This window comes from Armatimonadota bacterium (assembly GCA_035527535.1).
GTDB lineage: Bacteria > Armatimonadota > Hebobacteria.
Genome location: DATLAK010000127.1, coordinates 1 through 23386, shown reverse-complemented (window position 1 = coordinate 23386; position 23386 = coordinate 1). Strand labels below are relative to the sequence as shown.

18 protein-coding genes are annotated in these 23386 nt (G+C 68.5%); 4 read left to right on the top strand and 14 right to left on the bottom strand.

Annotated features, from left to right (window positions below):
* A partial coding sequence (locus tag VM221_09120; GenBank protein HUT74974.1) for an HAD-IC family P-type ATPase occupies positions 1 to 1422 on the bottom strand: 1422 nt, incomplete at its 3' end.
* A gap of 184 nt (positions 1423 to 1606) precedes the next feature.
* On the opposite strand from VM221_09120, the gene VM221_09115 reads away from it, so the two are divergent.
* Entirely contained in the window at positions 1607 to 3514 is a 1908-nt protein-coding gene (locus VM221_09115; GenBank protein ID HUT74973.1) for an alkaline phosphatase family protein, read from the top strand.
* 232 nt (positions 3515 to 3746) lie between these two features.
* Positions 3747 to 5132 (top strand): HD domain-containing phosphohydrolase, encoded by a 1386-nt coding sequence (locus VM221_09110; GenBank protein ID HUT74972.1) that lies wholly within the window; start codon positions 3747 to 3749, stop codon positions 5130 to 5132.
* A 713-nt stretch (positions 5133 to 5845) separates the two neighbouring features.
* Here the strand turns inward: VM221_09110 and VM221_09105 are convergent.
* The 11 genes from VM221_09105 to VM221_09055 all read right to left on the bottom strand — a co-directional run bounded on the left by VM221_09105 (position 5846) and on the right by VM221_09055 (position 17487).
* Positions 5846 to 6850, bottom strand: a complete 1005-nt coding sequence (locus VM221_09105) for a tetratricopeptide repeat protein (GenBank protein HUT74971.1) — start codon at positions 6848 to 6850, stop codon at positions 5846 to 5848.
* Between the two features lie 784 nt (positions 6851 to 7634).
* Positions 7635 to 8627 (bottom strand): aldolase catalytic domain-containing protein, encoded by a 993-nt coding sequence (locus tag VM221_09100; GenBank protein ID HUT74970.1) that lies wholly within the window; start codon positions 8625 to 8627, stop codon positions 7635 to 7637.
* Positions 8628 to 8724: 97 nt separating this feature from the next.
* Positions 8725 to 10023: a glutamate-1-semialdehyde 2,1-aminomutase gene (hemL, locus tag VM221_09095; protein HUT74969.1), complete on the bottom strand. Its 1299-nt coding sequence runs from the start codon at positions 10021 to 10023 to the stop codon at positions 8725 to 8727.
* Positions 10016 to 10540 carry an Lrp/AsnC family transcriptional regulator gene (locus VM221_09090; protein HUT74968.1) on the bottom strand — a complete coding sequence of 175 codons (525 nt, stop codon included), beginning with the start codon at positions 10538 to 10540 and terminating at the stop codon, positions 10016 to 10018. The genes hemL and VM221_09090 overlap by 8 nt, the downstream gene beginning before the upstream one ends.
* The gene (locus tag VM221_09085; GenBank protein ID HUT74967.1) at positions 10524 to 10985 is read right to left on the bottom strand and encodes an Lrp/AsnC family transcriptional regulator; all 462 of its coding nucleotides are present in this window, start codon (positions 10983 to 10985) and stop codon (positions 10524 to 10526) included. Before VM221_09085 ends, VM221_09090 begins: the two co-directional genes overlap by 17 nt.
* Complete coding sequence (gene hemB, locus VM221_09080) at positions 10982 to 11959, bottom strand: porphobilinogen synthase (GenBank protein ID HUT74966.1); 978 nt, start codon at positions 11957 to 11959, stop codon at positions 10982 to 10984. Before hemB ends, VM221_09085 begins: the two co-directional genes overlap by 4 nt.
* 33 nt (positions 11960 to 11992) lie before the next feature.
* Positions 11993 to 13174 (bottom strand): radical SAM protein, encoded by a 1182-nt coding sequence (locus tag VM221_09075; protein ID HUT74965.1) that lies wholly within the window; start codon positions 13172 to 13174, stop codon positions 11993 to 11995.
* Positions 13171 to 14664 (bottom strand): uroporphyrinogen-III C-methyltransferase, encoded by a 1494-nt coding sequence (cobA, locus tag VM221_09070; protein ID HUT74964.1) that lies wholly within the window; start codon positions 14662 to 14664, stop codon positions 13171 to 13173. Before cobA ends, VM221_09075 begins: the two co-directional genes overlap by 4 nt.
* Complete coding sequence (hemC, locus tag VM221_09065; GenBank protein ID HUT74963.1) at positions 14661 to 15566, bottom strand: hydroxymethylbilane synthase; 906 nt, start codon at positions 15564 to 15566, stop codon at positions 14661 to 14663. The genes cobA and hemC overlap by 4 nt, the downstream gene beginning before the upstream one ends.
* Positions 15563 to 16828 carry a glutamyl-tRNA reductase gene (gene hemA, locus VM221_09060; protein ID HUT74962.1) on the bottom strand — a complete coding sequence of 422 codons (1266 nt, stop codon included), beginning with the start codon at positions 16826 to 16828 and terminating at the stop codon, positions 15563 to 15565. The genes hemC and hemA overlap by 4 nt, the downstream gene beginning before the upstream one ends.
* On the bottom strand, positions 16825 to 17487 hold the full coding sequence (locus VM221_09055) for a bifunctional precorrin-2 dehydrogenase/sirohydrochlorin ferrochelatase (GenBank protein ID HUT74961.1): 663 nt from the start codon (positions 17485 to 17487) through the stop codon (positions 16825 to 16827). Before VM221_09055 ends, hemA begins: the two co-directional genes overlap by 4 nt.
* A 384-nt stretch (positions 17488 to 17871) precedes the next feature.
* Between VM221_09055 and VM221_09050 the strand changes: the two genes are divergently transcribed.
* Together VM221_09050 and VM221_09045 are read left to right on the top strand one after the other, a co-directional pair.
* The gene (locus VM221_09050) at positions 17872 to 18981 is read left to right on the top strand and encodes an anti-sigma factor (GenBank protein ID HUT74960.1); all 1110 of its coding nucleotides are present in this window, start codon (positions 17872 to 17874) and stop codon (positions 18979 to 18981) included.
* A 36-nt stretch (positions 18982 to 19017) separates the two neighbouring features.
* Complete coding sequence (locus VM221_09045) at positions 19018 to 21570, top strand: hypothetical protein (GenBank protein ID HUT74959.1); 2553 nt, start codon at positions 19018 to 19020, stop codon at positions 21568 to 21570.
* Positions 21571 to 21595: 25 nt separating this feature from the next.
* Here the strand turns inward: VM221_09045 and VM221_09040 are convergent, their stop codons facing one another.
* Positions 21596 to 22543: a dihydroorotate dehydrogenase gene (locus tag VM221_09040; GenBank protein ID HUT74958.1), complete on the bottom strand. Its 948-nt coding sequence runs from the start codon at positions 22541 to 22543 to the stop codon at positions 21596 to 21598.
* Between the two features lie 40 nt (positions 22544 to 22583).
* Positions 22584 to 23386, bottom strand: an 803-nt coding sequence (locus VM221_09035; GenBank protein ID HUT74957.1) for a hypothetical protein, incomplete at its 5' end; no start/stop codon positions are given.

Sequence of the window (23386 nt, the reverse complement as noted above, 5' to 3'; positions counted from 1 at the left end):
GGTGCCGACCATGATCGCGGTCGGCGTCGCCAGCCCGAGCGCGCACGGGCAAGCGATGATGAGCACCGCCACGAAGTTGATGAGCGCCCGCGTGAACGCCGGCGCGGGGCCGAACGCCAGCCACGCCGCGAAGGTAACGATGGCGATGCCGATGACCGTCGGCACGAAGACCGCGGCGACGCGATCGGCCAGGCGCTGCGCCGGGGCCTTCGACCCCTGCGCGCGCCGCACCAGCTCGATGATCTGCGCGAGAGCGGTTTCCTTGCCGACCTTGGTGGCGCGGAAGCGGAAAACGCCGCTGCGATTGATGGTCGCGCCGATGACCTCGTCACCCTCGGCCTTTTCGGCGGGGATGCTCTCACCGGTGATCATGGACTCGTCCACCGCCGACTGCCCCCACACCACCACCCCGTCCACCGGCAGCTTCTCGCCCGGACGCACGACCACGACGTCGCCCACGACCACCTGGTCGGAGGGGATCTCGACCTCTTGCTGGTCGCGGATTACACGCGCGGTGCGCGGCCGCAGCTCCATCAAGCGCCGAATCGCCTCCGACGCCCGGCCCCTGGCGCCCGCTTCGAGGTAGCGCCCGAGCAGGATGAGGGTGATGATGATCGCCGCGGTGTCGTAGTAGGCCGTCGGGCTCTGCCCGGTGGCGATAATAATCCCGGGCGCGACCGTGGCGACCACGCTGTAAAGGTAGGCGGCGGAGGTGCCGACGGCGATCAGCGTATCCATGTCCGTGCTGCGCCGCCGCAGCGCCGCCCACGCCCCCCGGTAGAACCGCCATCCCGCCCACAACTGCACCGGCGTGGCCAGCGCCCACAGCACGTAGAACATGACCGCCCGCGGCACCGCGCGCAAGCCGGGGACGTAGCCCTGGTAGGTGCCGATGAGAATGAGCGCCGACAAGACGCCGGCGAAGATGAACCTGCTGCGCACCTGGCGCAGTTGCGCCCGCCGTTCCCCGCGCTCGCGGTCCTCGGCCTCCGTCCCCACCGGCATTTCGCCGACGTCGTAGCCCGCTGCGCGCACCGCCTGGGCAAGCTGGTCGCGGGTCACAACCATCGGCAGCAAGCCCACCGTCGCCTGCTCCGTTGCCAGGTTGACGTCGGCGCGCACCACCCCGGCGAGCGACTTGAGGGCCTTTTCCACGGTCGCCACGCATGACGCGCACGTCATTCCCTGGATGGGCAGGGTGATGGTCTCCACCCCGACCTCGTAACCCACATCGCGCACCGTCTCGACGACCTGTTGGAGCCCCGTCTTCTCGGGGTCGTAGGTCACCGTCGCCGTCTCCGTGGCGAGATTGACCGAAGCCTCGGCGACGCCCTCGATCCGGGAGAGACCTTTCTCGATCGCCGCCACACAGGAGGCGCAGGTCATGCCGGACACCGGCAGCTCGATGCGTTGGCTGGGCATGTGAGACCTCCGATCGTGCGTAGGCCGGATTGCGCGTTGCGCCGCCGTTTCCCTGCCATCTCCATTGTTACCCATCGCGACATCCTGGCGATGGCCTGGTGCGCGCCCAAGCCTCGCCACGCGAAGAGGTTGCGGGGAAGCACAGCCCGAACCTAAATCCAGAGGACCTATTCGGGAGGAACTTATGCCACGGCATCATCCACGCGCCATCGTCATTGGGATTGATTCCGTTTCGATGAAGCTGCTCGAACGCTTCGCCGCCGAGGGATGCCTGCCTCACATCGCCGATGTCATGCAGCGCGGCGCGGCGCTGCCGGCGATGTCCTGCATCCCCGCCTACACGCCCACCAACTGGGCGACCCTGGCCACCGGCGCCTGGCCCGGCACTCACGGCGCGGGCAACTGGTTCGACCTGGCGCCCACTGATCCCCCGGGGCGGACGCCGATGTCCACTTTCGACTCGCGTGCCATCACCGCGGAAACCATCTGGGAGGCGGCCGAGCGCCAGGGGCTGACCTCGCTGGCGATCGCCTATCCCGGCTCGTCACCTTCGCGGCTGGAGCGCGGGATGGTCGTGGCGCCGCTGCCGGCGGGCCTGATGTCGCTCGACCTGGTGGCGGGCTGCGAGTACGGCTGGGGTGTGGACAAGCCGCAGATGACGCCGCTGACCCCGGAACCCGCTGGCGGTCGGCCAGCGCCGACGGCGGGCTCGCTGGCGGCGTTGCTGCCGGTGGCGGAGGCGGGACCGCGAAGTGCCGCGGCCGTAGGCGCGGTGGAGGATGGCGCGGACGCGGTCGAGGGGGAGATAGCACCGAGCGACGGCTTGGTCTTGCGGCTGGTGGCACGGCGCGGCGCGGCCGGATACGAACGCGTCCTGATCTACGACGGGGATGAGAACGCCGCGCCGGCGGCGGAGATGGGCGTGGGCGAGTGGAGCGGGTGGCTGATTCGCGAGTTCCCGGGGAGGTCCGGAGCGCAGCCGGCGTCGCTGCGCTTCAAGCTGCTGGAGCTGAGCCCGGACGGCAAGCGCCTGCGACTGCTGCGTTCCGCGGTCTATCCCACCACCGGTTTCACCGAGCCCGCCGCCCTGGCGAGCGAGTTGGTGCAGGCGGTGGGGCCCTATTTCGAGCACGCGGCGATGACTCAGTCCGCGGATGCCGACTCCTACCGAGAGTCGGTGTACGAAGAAATGGAGTATCAGGTTGACTGGCACGCGCGGGCGGCGGCGCATCTGCTGGAGACGGTGGGCTGGGACTTGTTCTACAACCACTGGCATTTTCCCGACACGGTGATGCACAAGTTCCTGAGCCGGGCGGATCCCGATTCGCCGCACTACGCCCCGGATCGCGCATCCGCGTGCCTGGGTGTGCTCCGGCGCGCCTATGAGCTGTGCGACCGGCTGGTGGGCGGTCTGCGTGCTCTGGCCGGGCCCGACACCCTGGTCGCGGTGGTGTCGGACCACGGCAACGCCAGCAACCGCTACGTCTGTCACCTGGAACGTCGGCTGCAGGAGGCAGGGCTGCTGCGCCGCATCGGCCCCGCGGATGATGCCCCGATTGATTGGACGAAGACCTTGGCCTATCCCCACGGCATGTTTCAGGTGAACGTCAACCTGCGTGGTCGCGCGCCGCACGGCGTGGTTGCGCCGGAGCATTACGAGCGCGTGCAGGAGCAGGTGATTGACGCGCTCTACGACTGGCGCGCCGACAACGGACGGCGCGCAGTGGCGCTGGCGCTGAAGCACCGGGACGCGGCGCTCGTCGGTTACTGGAGCGCGCGGACGGGGGATGTGGTCTTCATCTACAACCCGGGCTTCGCGTGGGGGCAGCCGGCCGAGCGCACTGCGATCTCCGCGGCGCCGCCAGGAGCGAACCACGGTCCCCAGCTCCCGACCGCCGAGACCGCTCTCAGCGGCAACCTGGCCACCTGGATTATGACCGGACGCGGCATCAAGCGCGGCTACCGGCGCGACCCCAACCGCCTGGGCCCGGCGCGGCTGATTGACTTCGTGCCGACCCTCTGCCACGCCCTGGGGATTGCGCCCCCCGCTCACTGCCAGGGCGCGGTGGAATACGATGTCTTCGAGGACTAACCGCCGGCGGCGCCCTCAGATGATCTGGACCACCTCGCCGCGACCGGCCGGCCGTGAGATCCGCCGCGCGGGCCGTGAGAGCGGAGCGTCTGCGGCGGCGGTTTCCGTTCTTGGTGGAATAATTCCTGCGCCACCTGGGAATAAGCTATGAGGTGTCCGTGAAGTAACGGGCACCTTGCCGTTTGCGTCGCGACAGCATCGGTGCGCCGCGGGCGGATCGCGAGGAGCAGCCGTGCAACTGGCCCGTAACTGGCGTCTGGTTCTGATCCTGGGCATCGCTGCCAGCTTACCATTCGTCACCTGGATCGTGTATCTCGACGCCGACACCGCCGGCAGCATGATGCACTTCTACTATGTTCCCATCCTGGTGGCCGCCATCTTCCTCGGCGACGTAGCAGGCATGGTCACCGCTATCGCCGCTGCAATCTTCTCCATCTTCCCGCCGCTGGTGCTGCGGGTTGAGCCGGTTGAACCCCTGGTGGGGATATTCGTCCGTTTGTGTTTCTTCTACGCGCTGGCGATCCTGGCGGCGCGGCTGTCGGCGCAGTTCCAAGTCCGGGCGCAGGAGCTCTCGAGCTTGCTCTCGGTCAGCCGCGCGGTCAACGCCTCGCACGGCCTGCCGGAGGTTTTCCAAACCATCGTTGACAAGGCGGTGGATCTCACCGGCGCCAAGGCGGCGGCGATCTCGCTGCTGACGCCGGATCACCGTCACCTGGTTTTCGAGGCCAGCCGCGGCTTCGAGCACGACCCGCTGGGCAAGCCGTTGATGAGCCTCACCGATGAGCAGGTGTCGCAAGCGGTCTCTCTGCGCAAGCCGACCCTGGTCAGGGACAGCGCCACCTGCGTAGTGCCCGAGTGGCGCGACTACGCCCAGAGCGAGGGGATCAAGTCACTGGCATGCGTTCCCGTCATCATGCGCGATCGGCCCTTCGGCGTGCTGTGCATATATACCGCGGAGCCCACCCGATTCCGCCGCCGCGATATCCGCCTGCTGGAGGCCTTTGCCGACCAGGCGGCGGTGGCGATCGAGAACGCGCGGCTCTACGACGACGTCCGCGGCAGCTACTGGCACACCGTGCGCGCCCTTGCGCGCGCGATCGAGGCCAAGGACCCCTATACCCTGGGCCACTCCGAGCGCGTGACCGAGTACGCCATGCGCATGGGGGGCCAGTTGCGGCTCCCCGTCGCCGACCTGGACACCATCAGGTTCGGAGGCATCTTGCACGACGTCGGCAAGATCGGTGTCGCTGAGCACGCCCTCAACAGCGCGGTCGCGCTGTCAGCTCAGGACCAGGTGCTCACCCGCTTGCACCCGCTGATCGGCAAGAGCATCCTGGAGCCGGTGGAGTTCCTCGCGCCGGCGACGGACATCGTCCTCTACCACCACGAGCACCTGGACGGCAGCGGCTATCCCGAGGAGCTGAAGGGGGACGACATACCTCCGCTCGCCCGCTTGGTGGCGGTCGCCAACGCCTACGACAACCTGACCAATGCCACCGCTGAGCGGCCGGCCCTGGACCAGGCACAGGCGATCAGCGAGCTGAGGCGCCATGCCGGAACCCACTACGACCCGGGAATGGTGGATGCCCTGGAGCAAGTGCTGCAACGCGAGGATTGAGCCCGGGCCACCCACTGGAAAGGGCCGCTAGCCTATAGTTCAGCTATTCTCCCTGGCAGGTAGGCCTAAAGGGGCAGAGCGCGACTAGAGTGAGAGGGCTGATGGCTTCGTTCGGCAAAGGGATATGCGTTGGAGAAATCCATAGCCGACGAGGTCACCGCCCATGTGGCTAAGCTTCGATGTGTCGGAGCCGCCATGGCGGCCCGCCAGTACGGGCCTAACCGTCACAGCTCCTCGTCCTGTCCGAGGTCGTGACTTCGATGCTGGCAAGCTTTGCTCCTTGTTTCACCAAGCCGAGCTTTGAGACGTTTCGCCATTACATCAGCGCGCTGATGCTGGGCGAGGGGCGGCGCGCCGCCGGCGCTGATCCACCGTGGCGAGCAATGGAGGAAGCCGCCGAAAACCGCGAAGACGCTGCCGCTCAACATCGAGCGACGCGTCTTCGCTGACTCGCGCGTTACCGCCTACCGGCTTTCTGCTTAGCCCACGCGTGTGGTTGTTTTGCTCGTCGGCTGACCCCCAAACGCGCCTTGGTGAGACCCTTCACCTCCGTCCGCGGCGGCGGCGGGCTTCGATGACTCGCCTCAACCGGTATCCCGACGCTCAGCAGCTACGGATTTCCCGTCCCGTCACCCAGGCGAGGGCCTCAGTCCAGGGCTTTTCTCGCCTCCCACCCGTGTCCCAAAGCTACGTGACAGGTACACTCCCGTTCGTCAGTGACGCAACGCATGTGCCCTGGCAGAGGCTGTGGCCGCCTTCTGCGCTTGCCCTGCCTCCTTGTACAGACGAGCGAGATTCTCCCAAGCGAACGGCTCCTTCGGATTCAGCGCGACAGATATTTCCAATTCGGCTATGGCCCGGGACTTCTCTCCGTGCGACTCGTACATTGCAGCCAAGGCGTTGTGCGGATACGGGGACGAGGGATTAAGTCTTGCGGCCCGCGCGAATTCCTGCTCTGCGCCCTTGAGGTCCCCTTTCACCCAAAGGGCGATCGCGAGCATGTCATGTGCGGTCGCATTCCGAGGATTCCCTTTGACGATCTTTTCCAGGTCAGGCAAGTTCGGCAGTGGCAGAGAAACCTCCGGCGCAGCTAGCGTGTGGGGCCATCCCAGAGCCATGGCGTCGATCAATTCTTGCGCCGTTTGTACAATTCCACCTCGCTTGTACCCCCGAGGCACTGTGAACAGGTGCGCCGGAAGTACCACATCCCGTTCCACTATTACTGAGGCATAGTATTCCCCATTAAGCTCGATTGCGCGTCCCTTGCCCCGGGGGGTGGTGTGAGGTTCGACTGACGGCAGGAAGAGGTCTTGGGGCAGGAAGGGCCGCTGTGCTCCGCGTATCCGGGCTGTGACCGAGGGATCGATGACGTAGTACTCCTTCGTCTGCTCCACCAACAGCAGCACTTCATCTCCGTTGAACACGAAGACGCGTTCCCACGGGGGGCCCGTAGGCTCCGGTTCGAGCCATCCCGTGATTTGAGCTCTCCATCGCAGAGGATTCGAGGAAACCCATTCCTCAACCACCTCCATGCGGGAGCCCAACGGCGATACGTTGCCCTTGGGCTGACCGATGATCGTCACGAAGTGAATACCCCGCCCCAGCTTGGTCCACCTTAGCGCGACAGACACGGTACCCGTTAGCACGACGATACCAGCGCCAACCAGCACGATAGCACACAGGGCCACGATAGCCAACACCGCTCTTCGGCGTTTCATGTGTTCCCCTCCCGCCAGGCTTGCCCGGCGTCATCGGCACATCGCGGTTAGACGATTATGTACATGGGATCCGGGACGCAATGTTCATTCGAAATCACCTCGAAAGCGGACCCACCGACGAGGCGCGTGTCCCGGCAATTACGGGGACACACACCTTAATTCCGGGCGGGTCTCCATAATCAAGTCGTGGGCGAATTCCGTGGACACACACCATAATTTCCTAACCAGCAGGCAGCTCTTCTCTAATCAGGTCGTATGTCCCCAGAATGCCCCGGCTTCCAGCACGCTGGTTGTCGCCGCCGTTTCCTGTCAGCCATATAGCCGATCAACCACGACAAGACGACCACCAGCAAGAGGAGGTGCCACAAGAGGTAGACCACCAGTCCCCACGGCGCAGGCAGGATGATCCACCACAGTTCTGGGGAAAACAGCCATATCCCCAGCGCCGTCACGCAAACGACCGCAACCACTCGTGTTGCAGCCCGCCAGTATCTCGATTGCCGCCGCGCCCTTGGCATCATCCTTCTTCCTCGGCCCCTCGGCCCCGGTTTGCCGCGCTGAGTGACGTGATGCGCCACCCCTGGCGCGACGATACGGGCGATGCGGAGCATGGCGCACTTGTACTACTATCAGCGGTCCGTGTGAATAATCAAGTCGTGTGTCCCCGGAATGCGCGGAATGCGGAATTCGCCGTGCGCGCGCACGCCCAAGACCACACGTCTGTCGCCGCGCGGCGGTGCCGCACGCATTCGCTTGCGCCGTCAGCGGCGGCTCCGCCCCGGGGTCATTCTTTTTCGAACAACTGGTCGTAGAAGGCGACGTAGTCCTCGGGGGCGTCGCCGCTGCGCATGTTGATCGCCGCGCGCGGATGCTGGTTGAGCATGCCCGTGAGCATGTAGGGGATACGGTAACCCCATTCCATCTTCTCGCCCAGCGGCAGCAGGTGGTTCTGGATGCACTCGAGCACCGGGCGCAGCCGGAACTTGGGGTTCTTGAGGAATGCGATCAGCAGCTCGAGTGGACAGTTACCCGCGCCGCGCCCCATGCCGTTGATCGTCGCATCGAGCCGATTGGCGCCGACGATCAGCCCCTCCAGGGTGTTGGCGTAGGCGAGCTGCTGGTTGTTGTGCATGTGAATGCCGATTTCCTTGCCGGTTCCTTCCACCGCTTCCAGCAAGGCCAGGGTCAGCGCCCGCACCTGCTCGGAGTAAAGCGCGCCGAAGCTGTCCACCAGGTAGATCGCGTCAACCGGGCTGCGAGCCGCGAGCTCCAGCGCCTCGCCGAGGTCCGCGTCATGCACCACTGACACCGCCATCAGGTTGAGCGTGGTCTCATAGCCTTTTTGGTGGGCATCCTCGATCATGTCCATCGCCGTCGGGATCTGATGGATGTAGGTGGCGACGCGGACGCAGTCAATGATGCTGTCTTCCTTCGGCGCGATATCCTCGTGGTAGTCGGTGCGCTCGGCGTCCGCCATCACCGACAGCCGCAGCGAAGTCGGATTGTCGCCGACGATGCGGCGAATGGCGTCTTCATCGCAGTACTTCCAGGCGCCGAACTTGTCGGGGGCGAAAATCCGCTTCGAGGCCTTGTAGCCCAGCTCCGCATAATCAACGCCGGCGGCAACGCATGTATCATACACCGCCTTGACGAGTCCGTCCTCGAAGTAGTGGTCGTTGATCAGCCCCCCGTCGCGGAGGGTGCAGTCCAAGACCTTGATCTCGGGCCGGTAAGTGACCCACGAACCCTTAGCGTACTTGTCCTTCCTCTGGATCATCGCCACCCATCCTCCACTGACAACGCTCGCGAACCCTATCGTCCCACGTGACGCGGCCGCTGTCAATACGGCGCCGCGGCGCGGCGAGGGGGATCGCTCACCCGTTGCCGCCGAGTTCAGCGAGTGCGCCGCGGGCCGCTTCGCCGATGGCCTGGAGGTCCTCGGCGCGGTGGGCGGTGGAAACGAACACCGCCTCGAACTGCGATGGCGGCAGGTACACGCCGCGCTCCAGCATCGCCCGGAAGAACGCACCGTAGCGCGCGGCATCGGCGGTCTTGGCCGAGGCGTAGTCCCACGGGCGCTCGGCGGCGAAAAAGAGCGTGAGCATGGAGCCCACGCGATTGATGCTCACCTGCACGCCCGCCGCGGAAGCAGCCTCCGCCAGCGCCGCCTCCAGCGACTCGCCCGCGCGCTCCAGCCCCTCGTAGGTTCCCGCTTGCTCCAGCACGCGCAGGGTTTCCAGGCCGGCGGCAACCGCCACCGGGTTGCCCGACAGCGTCCCCGCCTGGTACACCGGCCCCGCGGGCGCCACCATCTCCAAGATCTCGCGCCGGCCCCCATAGGCGCCCACGGGGAAGCCGCCGCCGATGATCTTGCCCAAGGTGGTCAAGTCGGGGGTCACGCCAAACCGCTCCTGCGCGCCGCCCCAGCCCACCCGGAACCCGGTGATGATTTCGTCGAAGACGAGCAGCGCGCCGATGTCGCTCGCCACCTGGCGCAGGCCGGCGAGAAAGCCCTCGCGCGGCGGCACCACCCCCATGTTGCCCGCCACCGGCTCGACGATGACGGCGGCGATCGCGTCGCCGTGGCGCTGTGCCAGGCCGCGCACCGCGTCAAGGTCATTGTAGGGCGCGAGGAGAGTATGGGCGGTGCAGTCCGCCGGCACGCCGGGGCTGTCGGGCAGCCCCAGGGTGGCCACGCCAGACCCGGCACGGGCGAGCAGGCCGTCGCTGTGACCGTGGTAGCAGCCCTCGAACTTGACGATATCCTGGCGTCCGGTGTAGGCGCGCGCCAGGCGGACGGCGCTCATCACCGCCTCGGTGCCGGAGCTGACGAGGCGCACCATCTGCAGACCCGGAACCGCGCGCACCAGCAACTCCGCCAACTCCACCTCCGCCTCGACGCAGGCGCCGAAGCTGGTGCCGTCGCGCATCACCTGCTCGATGCGTTCCACCACCCGGGGGTGGGCATGACCCAAGATCAGCGGCCCCCAGGAGCACACGCAATCGAGGTAGTCGTTGTCGTCAACATCGTAAATGCGCGAGCCCGCCCCGCGCGCGAAGAATATCGGCTCGCCCCCCACTGCCGCGAACGAGCGCACCGGACTGTTGACCCCGCCAGGGATGACCCGCCGGGCGCGGGCGAAAAGCTCCGCGCTCCGCCGCCGCTCACGCATCCTCCTCGTCCTCCTCCCCCACCCGCGGTTGGTCGCCCGGAGCGCCGCCGTAGTTGGGGCTCGATTTCTTGAATTCGCGCGTCGAAACCAGCACCTGGCAGGCGGGCAAATCGAGGACGCCGGACAGGTGGGCGATCTTATGACGGCATTCCTCCTCGGTACGGGTGTGGATCATGGTGTAGAGGTTGTAGGGGAACTCCGGCGCCGGGGGACGTTCATAGCAGTGCGTGATATCGGGATCCTCGGCGAACCGGCGCCCAATCTCTTCGACCCGCTCCGGCGGCACGTGCCACACTACCATTGCGTTGTAGGCGAAGCCGAGCTGGCGATGACTGACCAGGGCGCCGTAGCGCCGCATGATCCCGCTGCGCAGCCACTCGCGCAGGGCATCAAGCAACTCCTGCTCCCCCACGTCATGCCGCGCGGCGAGCGCCTTGAAGGGCTCCGGCGCCACCGGCAAGTCGTCCTGCGCCGCCTGGCGCAGGCGCGCGGTGCGCTCGTCATCGTTGCCTGGCATCGAAGATGGCCGAAATCTTGAACCGGCGTGTCGTCGGCAGCTCCGCCACCGCGGTCACGCCTTCCAGTTCCCGCGTTTCCTGGAGGATCTCATCAATCCGGGCGCGCGACTCGGCGATGATGGTGAACCACAGGTTGTAGCGGTGTGCGCGCTCGTAGTTGTGGGTGATCTCCGGGTGCCGGTTGAGGGCGGAAGCGACTTCCTCGATCCGCTGCGGCTCCACGCTGCACGCAACCAGGGTGCTGACCGCGCCCATGCGTTCGACGTCGAAGGTTGCGCGCACGGCGCGGATATAACCCTCTTCCTTGAGGCGCTGCACGCGCTGCATGGTTTCCTGCTCGGTCAGGCCCAACGCGTCGCCCAACATTCGATACGGCCGCGGGTGCAGCGGGAAGCCGGCCTGCAGCCGTAGCAGCATCGCCTTGTCGGTCAGGTCCAGGGTCATGCGCGCAGCCACCTCGCTGCCTCCGGCGCGTGGTAGGTGATGATGATGTCCGCGCCCGCGCGCTTGATCGAAGTGAGGATCTCCATCGTCACCGCCCGGCGATCCACCCACTTGCGGGCCGCCGCCGCGCGCACCATCGCGTACTCCCCGCTTACGTTGTACGCCGCCACCGGCGCGTCGTAGGTATCGCGCACGAGGCTGATGATGTCGAGGTAGGCCAGCGCCGGTTTGACCATGACGATGTCCGCGCCCTGCTCGAGGTCCTGCTCCACCTCCCGCAGCGCCTGGCGCGAGGCGCGGGGGTCCATCTGATACCCACGGCGGTCGCCGAACTGGGGCGCCGAATCGGCCGCCTCGCGGAAGGGCCCGTAGAACGCGGAGGCGTATTTCGCCGAGTAGGACATGATGGCGGTGTCCTCGAACCCCGCGTCATCCAGCGCGTCGCGGATCGCCCCCACCCGGCCATCCATCATGTCGGAGGGGGCGACGATGTCAGCGCCCGCGCGGGCATGGCTGACGGCGGTGCGGGCGAGCAGCTCCAGCGTGGGGTCATTGCGCACGCGGCCCTGGTCGTCCACCAGGCCGCAGTGGCCGTGGGTAGTGTATTCGCACAGGCAGACGTCGGTGCACACCAGCAGCTCCGGCGCGGTGTCCTTGATGGCGCGCACCGCCTGCTGGACGATACCGTCGTCGGCATAGGCTTCGGAGCCGGCGTCGTCCTTGCCGGCCGGGAGGCCGAACAGCAGCAGCCCCCCGATCCCCAGGCGCGCGAGGCGCCGCGCCTCCCCCGTCACCAGCTCCACCGACCAGCGGTAGTTCCCCGGCATGGTGGCGATGCGCTCCTTGACCCCGCGCCCGTGTACGACGAACAACGGGTAGATGAACTGCGCGGGGTCGAGGGTGGTCTCGGCGACCAGCCGCCGCATCGCCTCTGAAGTGCGCAGTCTCCGCATTCGCTCACTGGGATAAGGCATGGGGCCTCCTCATTTTGCTCGGGCGCGGCCGTCTCATCGCGCGGTCTCTTCTTCGCTCAGGTAACACGCCGGGTCCTGCGCCCACACGTCGCCGGTGATCGCCTGCGCCCGCACGCGGCAGCCGCCGCAGACCTCCTGGAAGCGGCAGCGTCCGCACTTGCCGCCGAGCAGGGTGTCGCGCGCCCGCAGTTGACCGATGAGGCTGCTGTCATCGTTCCAGATCTCCGAGAACCGCCGCTGGCGGATATTGCCCAGCGACACATGGGTCCAGAACTGGCAGGGATGCACGTCGCCGGTGGGGCCGACGTTGGCGAACTTGCGACCGGCCGAGCAGCCGCCGTGGCGGCGCAGCAGGTCCATCACCTCGTCGCCGTCGCCGCCGGCGGCGGCGATGCGCTGCCACAGGTAGATGCCGTCGGCGTGGTTGTCAGTGGTCAGAATCTCCAGCTCGACGCCGCGCTCCCCCAACTCGCGGGCGCGGTCCGCCAACCACTCGACGACGGCGCGCTTCTTCGAGACCGGCACGTCCTGGGCGGCCATGGCGGCGCCGCGGCCGGCGTAGACCAAGTGGTACATGCAGAAGCGCGGGACGCCCCGGCGCACGGTTTCCTCCAGCACCGCCGGCAACTGGTCGGCGTTGTCGCGGGTAAGGGTGAAGCGCACGCCGCCGCGGACGCCATGCTTGAGGCAGCGTTCCAGGCCCTCCCAGGAGCGGCGCCAGGCGCCCGGGGCGCCGCGGAAGCGGTCGTGATGTTCCTCGGTGCCGTCTATGGAAATCCCAGCGTACTGGAATCCCGCCGCGCGGATGCGCTGCGCCACCTCGTCGGTGATGAGCACGCCGTTGGTGGAGAGCACCGGGCGCACGCCCTTGGCGGCGGCATAGGGCGCTAGCTCGAAGATGTCGTCGCGCAGCAAGGGCTCGCCGCCGGAGAAAAGCAGCACCGGCGCCCCCATCTCCGCCAGGTCGGCGATCATCGCCCGCGCTTCCGCGGTGGTGAGCTCGCCCGCGGCCGCCGCGCTCGTCGCATCTAGGTAGCAGTGCGAGCAACGGAGGTTGCACCGCCGGGTCACGTTCCATACCACTAGCGGCCGCAGGTCCGACGAGAAATGCAGCTCCCGCACCTCGTGCGCGGCCTTGGCCTCCGCATCCTCGGCGTAAGAGATCTCCGCCGATACCGTCCCCATGTTGCACATGAGGCGGGTGAATCCAATCATGGCTTCTTGCCTTTCGCGTGCTTGATCATAGCTGCCACTAGACCATCCGCCGTATGCTCTTCGGCCACGACAGCGACCTCGAGCCCGGCCTGGCGCGCCGCCTCCGCCGTCGGGGGGCCGATGCAAGCGACAACCGCATCGGGCGCGGCCTCCTTGCCCCCCAGCTCCACGAATCCCCCGGCCGCGGAGGGACTGGTCAGCGTCACCACGTCAACGCCGCAGCCAACGACGTCAGCCAGGGGCACGGTTGGCCGCGGGATGACGGTCTCATACACCGGCCACATGACGATCTCGGCACCGCGCCCAGTCAGCCCGTCGCGCAGGCGGGGGTTCACCTCCGCGCGCCCCGGCAGCAGCACCGCCTTGCCCGCCAATTCGCCCGGCAACTCCGCCGCCAATGCGGCGACGGTGTAGCGCGACGGGGTGAAGTCCACGCGCAGTCCTACCGCCTCGACGGCTGCGGCGGTGGCGGCGCCGACTGCCCCTATTCTTCCCGCGGGAAAGGCGCGCGAATCCCTCCCGGCGGCGCGCAGGGCCGCTGCCGCGGCGTCGGCGCCGTTGGCGGAGACGAACAGCATCCACTCGTACGCCCGCTGAAGCGCCGTTGGGGCTCGTGCGTCCGGGGGCAGCGGGCGCGTCTCGATGCATGGGAACTCGATGGCTTCGGCGCCGGCATCGCGCAGCGCGGCCGACAACGGTCGGGCCTGCTCCGCGGGCCGCGTGACCAGCACCCGCAGCCCCCACAGCGGTTTGCGCTCCACCCATGACAGCGTTTCGCGCAGCCCGACCACTCGCCCGACCACCAGGATGGCAGGGGGCCTGACTCCCGCCGCCTCGGCATCGCCGGCGATGGTGCGCAGTTTCCCGACGATGATCCGCTGCCGCGGCGTCGTGCCTCGTTCGATGACGGCGGCGGGCTGCTCGGGGTCGCGCCCGGCGGCGAGCAGCTCGCCGGTGACCTCGGGCAGCGCGCCAATCCCCATCAATACCACCAGCGTGTCCGCGCCATTGAGCTCACGCCAGCGCGGGGTGCTGCCATCGCCGTCCTCGGCTGGATGCCCCGAGGCCATGGCGACGGTGGAGGCGAGCCGTCGATCGGTCACCGGAATCCCCGCATAGGCCGGCACCGCGATCGCCGAAGTGATCCCCGGCACGACCTCGAAAGGCACGCCGTGGGCGACGAGATATGATGCCTCTTCGCCGCCCCGGCCGAAGAGGAACGGGTCGCCCCCCTTTAGCCGGCATACGACATGGCCCGCCTGCGCCTGCTCCACCAACGCGGCGTTGATTTGCGCCTGCTTCATCCCGCCCGGCCCCTTGCCGGCGTAGATGAGCCTGGCGTCCTTGCGAACCTCGCCGAGCAGCGCCGGGTTGGCCAGGCGATCATATACCACGACATCGGCGGCGCGCAGCACCTCCAAACCGCGCACCGTCATCAGGCCGAGGTCACCCGGACCGGCGCCCACGAGAATCACTTTCCCCATGCTCATGCCGCCGCCTCGATCAGCGCGTCCGCGCCGCGCCCCTGCAGCTCGCGTGCTAGACTCTCCCCCAGCTCCACCGCAGCGGTGAGCGCGCCCTGGGTCGAGGCGCGCAGCAGCTCGCGGCCGTCGGGGCTCGCCACTGCCCCGGTCAGCAGAATCATGTCTCCTTCGCTGCGCGCCAGCGCTCCCACCGCCGCGTGGCAACCGCCCCCCAAGGCTTGCAGGAACCGCCGCTCGGCGGTCACGCATGCGCGCGTCGGCGGGTCATCGAGCGCCGCCACCAGCATCGCCGTCGGCGCGTCGTCGTCGCGAATCTCTACCACCAGGGCGCCCTGGCCGGGGGCCGGCAGGCAGATCTCGGGCGGGATGTCCCACGGCTGCGCCTGCTCCAAACCGAGCCGGGTCAGCCCTGCGCGCGCCAGGACGATAGCGTCGAATGCGCCGCCGTCAAGCCGGCGCAGGCGGGTGTCAACATTGCCGCGCAGGGGCGATACCTGCAAGTCCGATCGGTAGTGTAGAAGCTGCGCGCGCCGCCGCGGGCTCGAGGTTCCCACCCGCGCCCGCCGGGGAAGGTCATCCAACCGCCTCCCGCGCTCGCGGCAGACCAGGGCGTCCAAGGCTGAATCGCGCGGCAGCACCGCGCCCAGGATCAGCCCCGGCGGCAGCACCGTGGTCAGGTCCTTGAGGCTGTGCACCGCCAGGTCAATGCGTCGTTCCCGCAGGGCGGTTTCCAGCTCCTTGACAAAGAGGCCGGTCGCGTTGGGGGCGGGGGGCGTCATCACCGCGCGATCGCCGCTGGTGGTGATGGTCGCCAAAGTGACCTCCGCGCCGAGACGACCGAGCGCCTCCGCCACGCGCCGCGACTGTGCAAGCGCCAGCTTGCTGCCCCGGGTGCCGAGGCGCATCATCGCGTGCAACGCTCGACCTCGTCCGCGCGTGCCTCCAGGTCGTACATGCGCACCAGGGCATCCGCCGACTTGCCGTTGCCCTGCGCCAGCTCCTGCTTGAGTTTGACCGTCGGCTCGTGCAGCAAGCGCTTGACCAGAGAGCGCGTCATCTGCTCCACCCACTTGCGGTCGGCGAGCGATAGACGCTGCAGCTTGGGCGCGAACTTCTCGAGCTGCTGCCGGCGCGCCTGCTCGAAGTGCGCGCGCAGCGCCGCCAGCAAGGGCGCCGCCCCGCGCGCGGCCAGCCAGTGGCAGAACTTGTCGGCGGCCTCGGCGGCGATGTGGCCGGCGGCCTCGACCTCGCCGACACGGCCCGCGGCGGCCGCCTCGACGCCCCCGCCCAGGTCGTCTATGTCGAACAGATGGACACCCGGGATCTCCCGCACCTGGGGGTCTATGTCCCGCGGCACGGCGATGTCAACCAAGCACAGCTCGCGACCGCCGCGGGCCTGCATGGCCTCCGACACGTGCTCCGGGAGCAGAACGAAGTGAGGCGCGGAGGTCGAGCTGATGACGATGTCGGCCTCCTGCAGGCCCTGCGCGAGCTGGTCGTATCGCAGCGCTCGTCCGCCGAGCTCGCGCGCTAACTCCTGGGCGCGACTATAGGTGCGATTGGCCACCAGGATGGCGTCCGCCCCCTGCGCGCGCAGGCGGCGGACGGTGCTCTCGGCCATCTTGCCGGCGCCCAGAATGAGGATGGCGCGCCCGTCGAGAGGGCCGAGGACGCGATTGGCGGTATCAACGGCGCAGCGGCCGATGGAAAACGCGCCGCGGCTGATGGCGGTTTCGCTGCGCGCGCGCTTGCCGGCCCTGACCGCCGCCGCGAACAGCTTGTCCAGTTCCGGCCCCAGCGCCGCGGCCTCGCGCGCGGCATCGGCGGCCGCTTTCACCTGGCCCAGGATCTCCGATTCCCCGATCACCTGCGAGTCAATGCCCGCCGCCACGCAGCATAGGTGCGCCACCGCGTCCCGCCCCGAATGCTCGTAGATGTGCGGCCACAAGACGTCGGCCTCCAGCCCCGAGCGCACGGTCAGCCACGCGCGCACGAACCCGCTGGCGTCGCCGGCGGAGGCCGCATAGATCTCCGTGCGGTTGCAGGTGGACAGCAGCGCCGCTTGCTCCACCCCCGGCAGTCCGCAGATGTCACCGAGCGCCTGCGCCAACCGCCCGCCGGAGAAGGTCAAGCGCTCCCGCACTTCGACGGGCGCGCTGTGATGGTTCAATCCTGTGCACAGGATATGCAACGTCGCGCCTCCAGTTCGGCTTCCTCGCGCCGGCCTTCGCGCAGCAACTCAAGGGTGCGCGAATCCAGAATTGCCTCCCATATGTGCCGGCGCCGGTGCTCGTCCCCGCTCGCCAGCACCTCCGGCCGCAGCCGCCCCAGCAGGTCCGCCAACTCGCCGTACTCCGCGCCCACCTGGGCCTCGATCAGCTCGCGCAGCCGCCGCGACAGCGCCGGGCTCGTGCCGCCGCTCGAAATCGCTACCAACAGCGGGCCGCGGCGCACCAACGCGGGCACGATGAAATCGCAGCGCCGCGGATCATCTACCACGTTCACCGAAATGCGCCCGCGCCGCGCCTCCGCCGCCACCGCGGCATTGACCGCGGGAGGCGCGGCGGCGATCACGATCCATGCCCCGGCCAGGTCGCCCTGCTCATAGGGCTTTCGCAAGAGTTTGACCAGCCCCTGCCGCGCCAAGTCGCCAATCGCCTCCGTCACCTCAGGCGCGATCACCAGGGTCTCGGCCCCGCACTCGACCAGCGACCTGACCTTGCGCTCTGCCACCTCCCCGCCGCCCACCACCACACACCGCCGCCCGTCGAGATCGAGCAGCACAGGGTAGTATCGGCGCCGGTCACCGTCACCTTCGTTGGAGGGCATCACGCCTCGGCTTCCTGGTTATTCGCTCAGAACCCGGTCGGGCCAGCACCGGCGACCCACACGACACCGACACACCTTGTGAAATATATCACATTGCCGCTCGCACGATCAAGCGGCGCAGCAGCGGGACGCGGACGCCGCGGCGACTGCGGATAACATACCATGACGCGCATGAGGTGTAAAGCGTGCCGATGCCACAAGTCTTGACACTACCGATGCCACCATGTAGCATACGTGAATGAACCCGCTGCCTGGCGCGGCACGGCTCCGGAGGCGCGATCTAATGGTGCCCCCTGCTGAGGGGCTATGGCGACATTTGCGCACAACTTCTCGTGCCCTCGAGTGTCAAACCAAGATGAGACAGGTAACCGTGAAGGGGCCGTGATGGACTGCGCACAATTTCGCGAGAACCTGCAGGGCCTGATGGAGGGGGATCTCCCGCAGGAGTTCGCTTCCCTGGTCGAGCAGCACCTCGCTACATGCAGCGGCTGCCGCCGTGAGCTGAACCAACTCGGGCGAACCGTGCGGCTGGTGGGATCGCTGGTCGAGGTGCCTCCGCCTCCCGACCTGCGCGCTCGTGTCGCGCGCGGTGCCGGAGAGCCGGCGGCGGCACCGATTGCCACTTGTGTCCGGGCTCGAGACTTGCTCGACGACCATGCCCACGGGCGGCTCGCGCCCGAGCTGGCGGACGGCATGGACGCCCACTTGGCGGGATGTCGAGTGTGCGAGCGCGAGATCGCGACCCTGGAGGCGAGCATCGCGTTCATACGCGGTCTGAATGAAGTTGACGCGCCCCCGTGGATTCACCCGCGCGTGCAGGCCGAAGCGGCCCGGCGATCGCATCCGCTCCGTTTCCGGCCGGTACTCAAGGGCGCCATCGGAGCGCTTGCGGCGGCGGGCGCGGCGGCGGCGGTGATGCTGGCGATCCGCGCTCCCGTCGTAGTGCGGCAGCCCGCGGCACTGGCCCAACGGCCCGCGCGGGCGGGCGAGCAGGCGGCGGCCACTGCGCTATCGAAGCCGGCTCCGACCGGCGTCGAAGAGACCCCAGTCGTAACCAGCTCCAGGGCAGGCGCGACCAGCGCCCAGGCGCCGGCTGCGGCGCGGCGCGCGCGGCTCGCCGTTAAGCGAACGGTGATCGCCACTCGCCGGGGCATAGATGCAATGATCACGGCCGCTCGCCCCCGGCTGAGTGCGGCGCCTGAGACTTCGCCGCCGTCTGTGGCTGTCGCGTCCACCGTGCTGACTGCGGCGGCGACGCCTGTGTCTCACTTGGCGGCAGCCGATGTAGAGCCGCCGGTGGACACTCAGCCTCAGGCACACGTCGAGGGCTCAACCGAGAGCTCGCAGGCGGCAATGGTGACACTTGACCGCAGTCCGCTGTCCGAGGTGCGCCAGGCGCTCCTCGATCAGCATCGGACCGAACCGCTAACGCTGCGACCGCGCCACGAACGCGATCGCTTCTCATCCGGACCTATCCGACACTGGGGGTTCTGACGGCGCCCAACTGAGTAAGGCACCGACACGACGCTGATGCATGCGCGCATTCACAATTGGGCCGCGCGCCGGGGAGAGCCGGGGCTCGCCTTCGCGCTCCTGGTGGTGACACTCCTCTTGGGCACCGGCCGGCACGCCCAAGCGTTAACCGTCCCCGCGGACTCGGGGCCGTCATCCGGCTACCTCCTGCCACTGACTGTGGTAGATGAGCATCCGGATCCGCTTGCGCCGACCCGCGACAGCGCGTGGAGCGTCTTCGGCGGCCAGATGGACCTGTCGCTGAGCGCGGCATCGCGCCTGTCGGGGGGTGCCTACTTCAACCGCCCCGCCAGCGTGTTCGGGGCGCAGCCCGAAGGGGATCCATTCGGCTGGTCGGCGTCGGCGCTCATGCCCCTGCGCGGCACCGGCGCGGGCGACCTGATGGGCCGCGCCCGAGCGCTCCAGGAGCATCTGTCGTACGCCACCGGCGGGCTGGAGTTGGCGGGGTCGTACACCGACGTGGATCCGGAGTTCCGCGCGCCGGGCGCGGGCGCCGTCAGCTTCGTCGGCGACCGCTCGGGGGCGGACGGGCTGGCAGCGGTGCGCGGGATGCGCGACCTGCAACTGCAGGCCCGCTATCGCGCGTCGGACGCGCTGCAGCTCAACTACAGCCACAGCCAGAAGGTCAACCAGCGCGACGGCGACAAAGAGCAGGGGCTGACGCGCGACATCACCAAGGGGGAGGCGGTCTATCAGCTCAGCGCGCGGACGCGGGTGGACTTCAAGCTCGACCAGGCGCGCGAGGAGTGGGACCGCGGCGGGCGTCTGGAGGTGACCGACAAACAGGTGCGGGAGTACGCGCTGCGCCACGACTTCGGCGGCGGCACCCGCGCGAGCGTGGTGCGCAACCTGACGTCGCTGGCGTCGGGCGGCAGCCCCACCGACACCGATACCACCCAGGTTCATTTCGAACACGCGCCAGGCGCGCGGCTGAGCCTGGTGGGCGATTGGATGGACCGCGGCTACGGGGACGGCAAGACCGAAGCGACGACCCAACTTGCCCTGAAATCGATCGTCGGCGCGGGGCGCACCAAGACCACGCTCAAGGGCCTCTACAAGCAGCAGGCCCAGGGTCAGGGCAACCTGCAGGCGGACACGCTCTACCAGCTTGGCCTGACGGTCGCTCCCAGCCCGCTGGCGCAGTTCAGCGCCGGCTACGAGTCGCTGCAGCAGCAGGGGCCACAGGCGGATCATGACTTCGTCCGCACTCGGTTGGGATTCTCCAGCCGGCTGGCGCCTTATGCCAGCCTCACCGCTGACTATGCACGCGAGACCGACAAGGGGATGGAGACGAAGCTCGACCACGGCCTCAAGCTCCAGCTGAACCCCGGACCACTCACCCTCGCCACGGGCGTCAGCGTCCAACAGGGGACGGCGCAGCCCGATCTCGCGACCACCTTCGGCCACCTGCAGATCAAGCTCGGGCGCCCGTTGACTGCCTGGGCCCGGGCCCTGACCGCCGCCGATCCCGTGCCCGGCGCGGGTGTCTATGGCTTACGCTCCACCCCGGAATGGGCGTCTCTGGGCGACGGCGCGGTCGCGCTGAGCTTGATTGGCCGCTCCGGCGAGGACCCGAACCAGGCGGCGACCCGCAGCCTCGCTTACCAGACCATGATTGGCGGGCGCGGGTACCTCAAGCTGACCTCGCACGTCAACCCGATGCTGAAGCAGGACAGCAAACTGGTCATGCGCGAAGCGCGCCTCGACCTCTACGAAGGGGGTTTCGACCTGGGCGGCGGCTTCGGCGCACTGGGGAGGTTCACCCGCGAGCATGACCTGAAACCGGGCGGCGCCCAGGCCGCGCGCACGTTCGCGCTGCGGGGAGGAGTCGGGGGGAACCGGCTCACCTTTGTCGGCGGCGTGCAGACGCTCGAAGTGGATGACGGCGCCGCCACCGATTGGCGCTTCGGCAGCCTCAACCTCAAGTTAGGCCGCCCGCTAGCCGACTGGGCGAAGGCGGCGGATACCGGGCTGTTCGACGACAACGTCAAGTACGGCTACCGCAAGCTGCCGACGTGGGTGTCGTTCGGCGACGGCGGATTGAGCCTGTGCTACATGGAGCGCCAAGCCATCGCCGGCGACAAGCTGATCGCGTCGGCTGTCGGCTATCAGACCATGCTCGGCGGGCGCACCTACGCGCGGCTGTCTTTCCAGCAGAACCCGCTGACCGACGACAAGCAGAAGGTCTTGGCGGTAGATCGCAAGCTGATCGAGGTCGGGCATCGTTTCGGCGGCAAGTTCGCTGCGTTGGCGCGTTACGTCACGGAGGACAGCCTCGCTGAAGTCAAGTCCCTGCGCAGCAGCATGCTGGGTTTGCGCGGTCGCCTGTCACAGCGCGAGCGGCTGGAGACGGTGATCGTGCTCGACGATATGCTCGCCCCGGGCGGTCGCTATCGCACCGCCACCTATGGCCTGGAATACGCGCGTGAGGCGGGCGAGGGGCACTACCTGATCCTCAAAGGCACCCTCACCCACGGTGATGCCCCCGGCGGCGCCGCCGGCGCGCCGGCCACCTACCAGGTGGACCTGGCGTACAGGCACGCGATGTAGCCAGTGCCCCGATGCATCAGGGCTGTCACGGATTAAGCCGCACCAAGCCGACCAGACCCCGGATGGACGCGCCATTCTCCCCGCGCAGGAAGTTGCGCATCCCCTGGGCGATTTCCTGGGGCTTCTCGGGGTCGGCCAGCAGACAGGTGCCAAGGCCCACCGCCGTCGCGCCGGCGATGATGAACTCCAGCGCGTCCTCGGCGTCCCACACCCCGCCCATGCCGATGATGGGCGCCCGCACCGCCTGCGCCACGCGATATACCCGCAGCACCGCCGCCGGGCGGATGGCCGGCCCGGATAGCCCCCCGAAATTGGCGCCCAGCCGCGGCCGCCGCGTCCGTATGTCAATGCACATGGCGGTGAAAGTGTTGACCAGGGCGATGATATCGGCCCCGGCGGCCTCACACGCGCGGGCGACCTCCGCGATATCGGTGACATTGGGGGTGAGCTTGGCGATGAGCGGACGCTGCCAGCGCGCGCGGCACGCCGCCACCACCGCCGCCGCGGTCTGTGCGTCGGCGCCGAATGCCATGCCGTGGCGCTCGACGTTGGGGCACGATATGTTGAGCTCGAGGGCGGCGATGCCCTCCGCCTCGCCGAGGCGAGCGGCGAGCTCGGCGAATTCGTCGGTGGTCTCGCCGGCGATGCTGGCGATAAGCGGCAGGCCCAGCTCCCGCGCGCGCGGCAGCTTGTCGGAGAGAAAGACCTCGATCCCCGGGTTTTCGAGGCCGATGGAGTTTACCAGCCCGGCGGGCGTCTCGACCGTGCGCGAGCCGGGGGGGTTGCCGGCGCGCGGCCGCAGGGTCGTGGTCTTGAGCACAAACGCCCCGAGGTGACGCATCTGCGGCGAGCGCGCGTGCTCCTCGCCGTAACCCCACACGCCCGAGGCGACGACCAGCGGGGTGCGCAACCGCATCCCGGCCAGGGTTACGCCGAGACCAGCAGGACTCGATTGGGGCTCGCCTTGTGTCATGTCGGCGGCGACCGTCGGCAGGGCGCGGCGTGGCTCTCCCCTACCCCACCGTCGCCGGCAGCTCCTCCCATGAGATTTCCTCGGCGCGGAAAGCCGGCCCTTCGCGGCAGACGGTGCGATAGACCGGCTCGTCCCGCCTCGAGCGCATCCTCACCACGCAGCCGCGGCACACGCCCATGCCGCAGGCCATGCGCTGCTCCATCAGCACCTGCACGGGCAAGGCCGGTGACGCGATCCGAGCGACCTCGCGCAGCATCCCCGCCGGGCCGCAAGCGAAGACCTCGGTCACGCCCTCCGTCAGGCGGGCCAGGGCTTGCTCCAAGTGCTGCGTGACCACCAGGCCGTGCTCGTGCTCGGTGACCAGGGTCGCACTGCATCCCAACGCTGCGAATTCGTCGGCGGCGACCGGGGCGCTTGCCGCGGTCGGCGCGCCTAACACCACGTGCACGGGTCGCCCCTGGCGGCGCAGCTCTTGCGCCAGCGCGAGCAACGGCCCTGCGCCCATGCCGCCCGCGACCAGCACCGCGGTGTCGAGGTCGGGCCGGATCTCGATCGGCCGCCCCAGGGGCGCGCGCACGGGCAGCTTCTCGCCGGGGCGCATCTCCGCCAGTCGTCGGGTGCCGCGCCCGACGACCTTGAACAGCACATCGAAGGTCGCCCCCCGCCCGGGCTCGATAATGCTCAGCAAGCCAGGGGGAAAGGGTGCCGGCTCGCGCAATCGCTCGGGCGCATAGTCGGGGCCGCAGAAGCGATGAAACCCGAAGGGACGGCGCAGCAGCGGCAGCTTGGGGTCAACCGACAGGCCGGCCCCGGGCGCCCGCGGCCGATTCCGGGCGCGACGGA

Bases quoted from the DNA above. Each gene is read 5' to 3' on its own strand.
- hemB (HUT74966.1), bottom strand. From the start codon at position 11,959: ATGCCTTATCCCAGTGAGCGAATGCGGAGACTGCGCACTTCAGAGGCG.
- cobA (HUT74964.1), bottom strand. From the start codon at position 14,664: ATGAGCATGGGGAAAGTGATTCTCGTGGGCGCCGGTCCGGGTGACCTC.
- hemC (HUT74963.1), bottom strand. From the start codon at position 15,566: ATGATGCGCCTCGGCACCCGGGGCAGCAAGCTGGCGCTTGCACAGTCG.
- hemL (HUT74969.1), bottom strand. From the start codon at position 10,023: ATGCGTGAGCGGCGGCGGAGCGCGGAGCTTTTCGCCCGCGCCCGGCGG.
- VM221_09050 (HUT74960.1), top strand. From the start codon at position 17,872: ATGGACTGCGCACAATTTCGCGAGAACCTGCAGGGCCTGATGGAGGGG.
- VM221_09085 (HUT74967.1), bottom strand. From the start codon at position 10,985: ATGACCCTGGACCTGACCGACAAGGCGATGCTGCTACGGCTGCAGGCC.
- VM221_09075 (HUT74965.1), bottom strand. From the start codon at position 13,174: ATGATTGGATTCACCCGCCTCATGTGCAACATGGGGACGGTATCGGCG.
- VM221_09115 (HUT74973.1), top strand. From the start codon at position 1,607: ATGCCACGGCATCATCCACGCGCCATCGTCATTGGGATTGATTCCGTT.
- VM221_09040 (HUT74958.1), bottom strand. From the start codon at position 22,543: ATGACACAAGGCGAGCCCCAATCGAGTCCTGCTGGTCTCGGCGTAACC.
- VM221_09090 (HUT74968.1), bottom strand. From the start codon at position 10,540: ATGCCAGGCAACGATGACGAGCGCACCGCGCGCCTGCGCCAGGCGGCG.
- VM221_09055 (HUT74961.1), bottom strand. From the start codon at position 17,487: ATGCCCTCCAACGAAGGTGACGGTGACCGGCGCCGATACTACCCTGTG.
- VM221_09105 (HUT74971.1), bottom strand. From the start codon at position 6,850: ATGAAACGCCGAAGAGCGGTGTTGGCTATCGTGGCCCTGTGTGCTATC.
- VM221_09045 (HUT74959.1), top strand. From the start codon at position 19,018: ATGCATGCGCGCATTCACAATTGGGCCGCGCGCCGGGGAGAGCCGGGG.
- VM221_09100 (HUT74970.1), bottom strand. From the start codon at position 8,627: ATGATCCAGAGGAAGGACAAGTACGCTAAGGGTTCGTGGGTCACTTAC.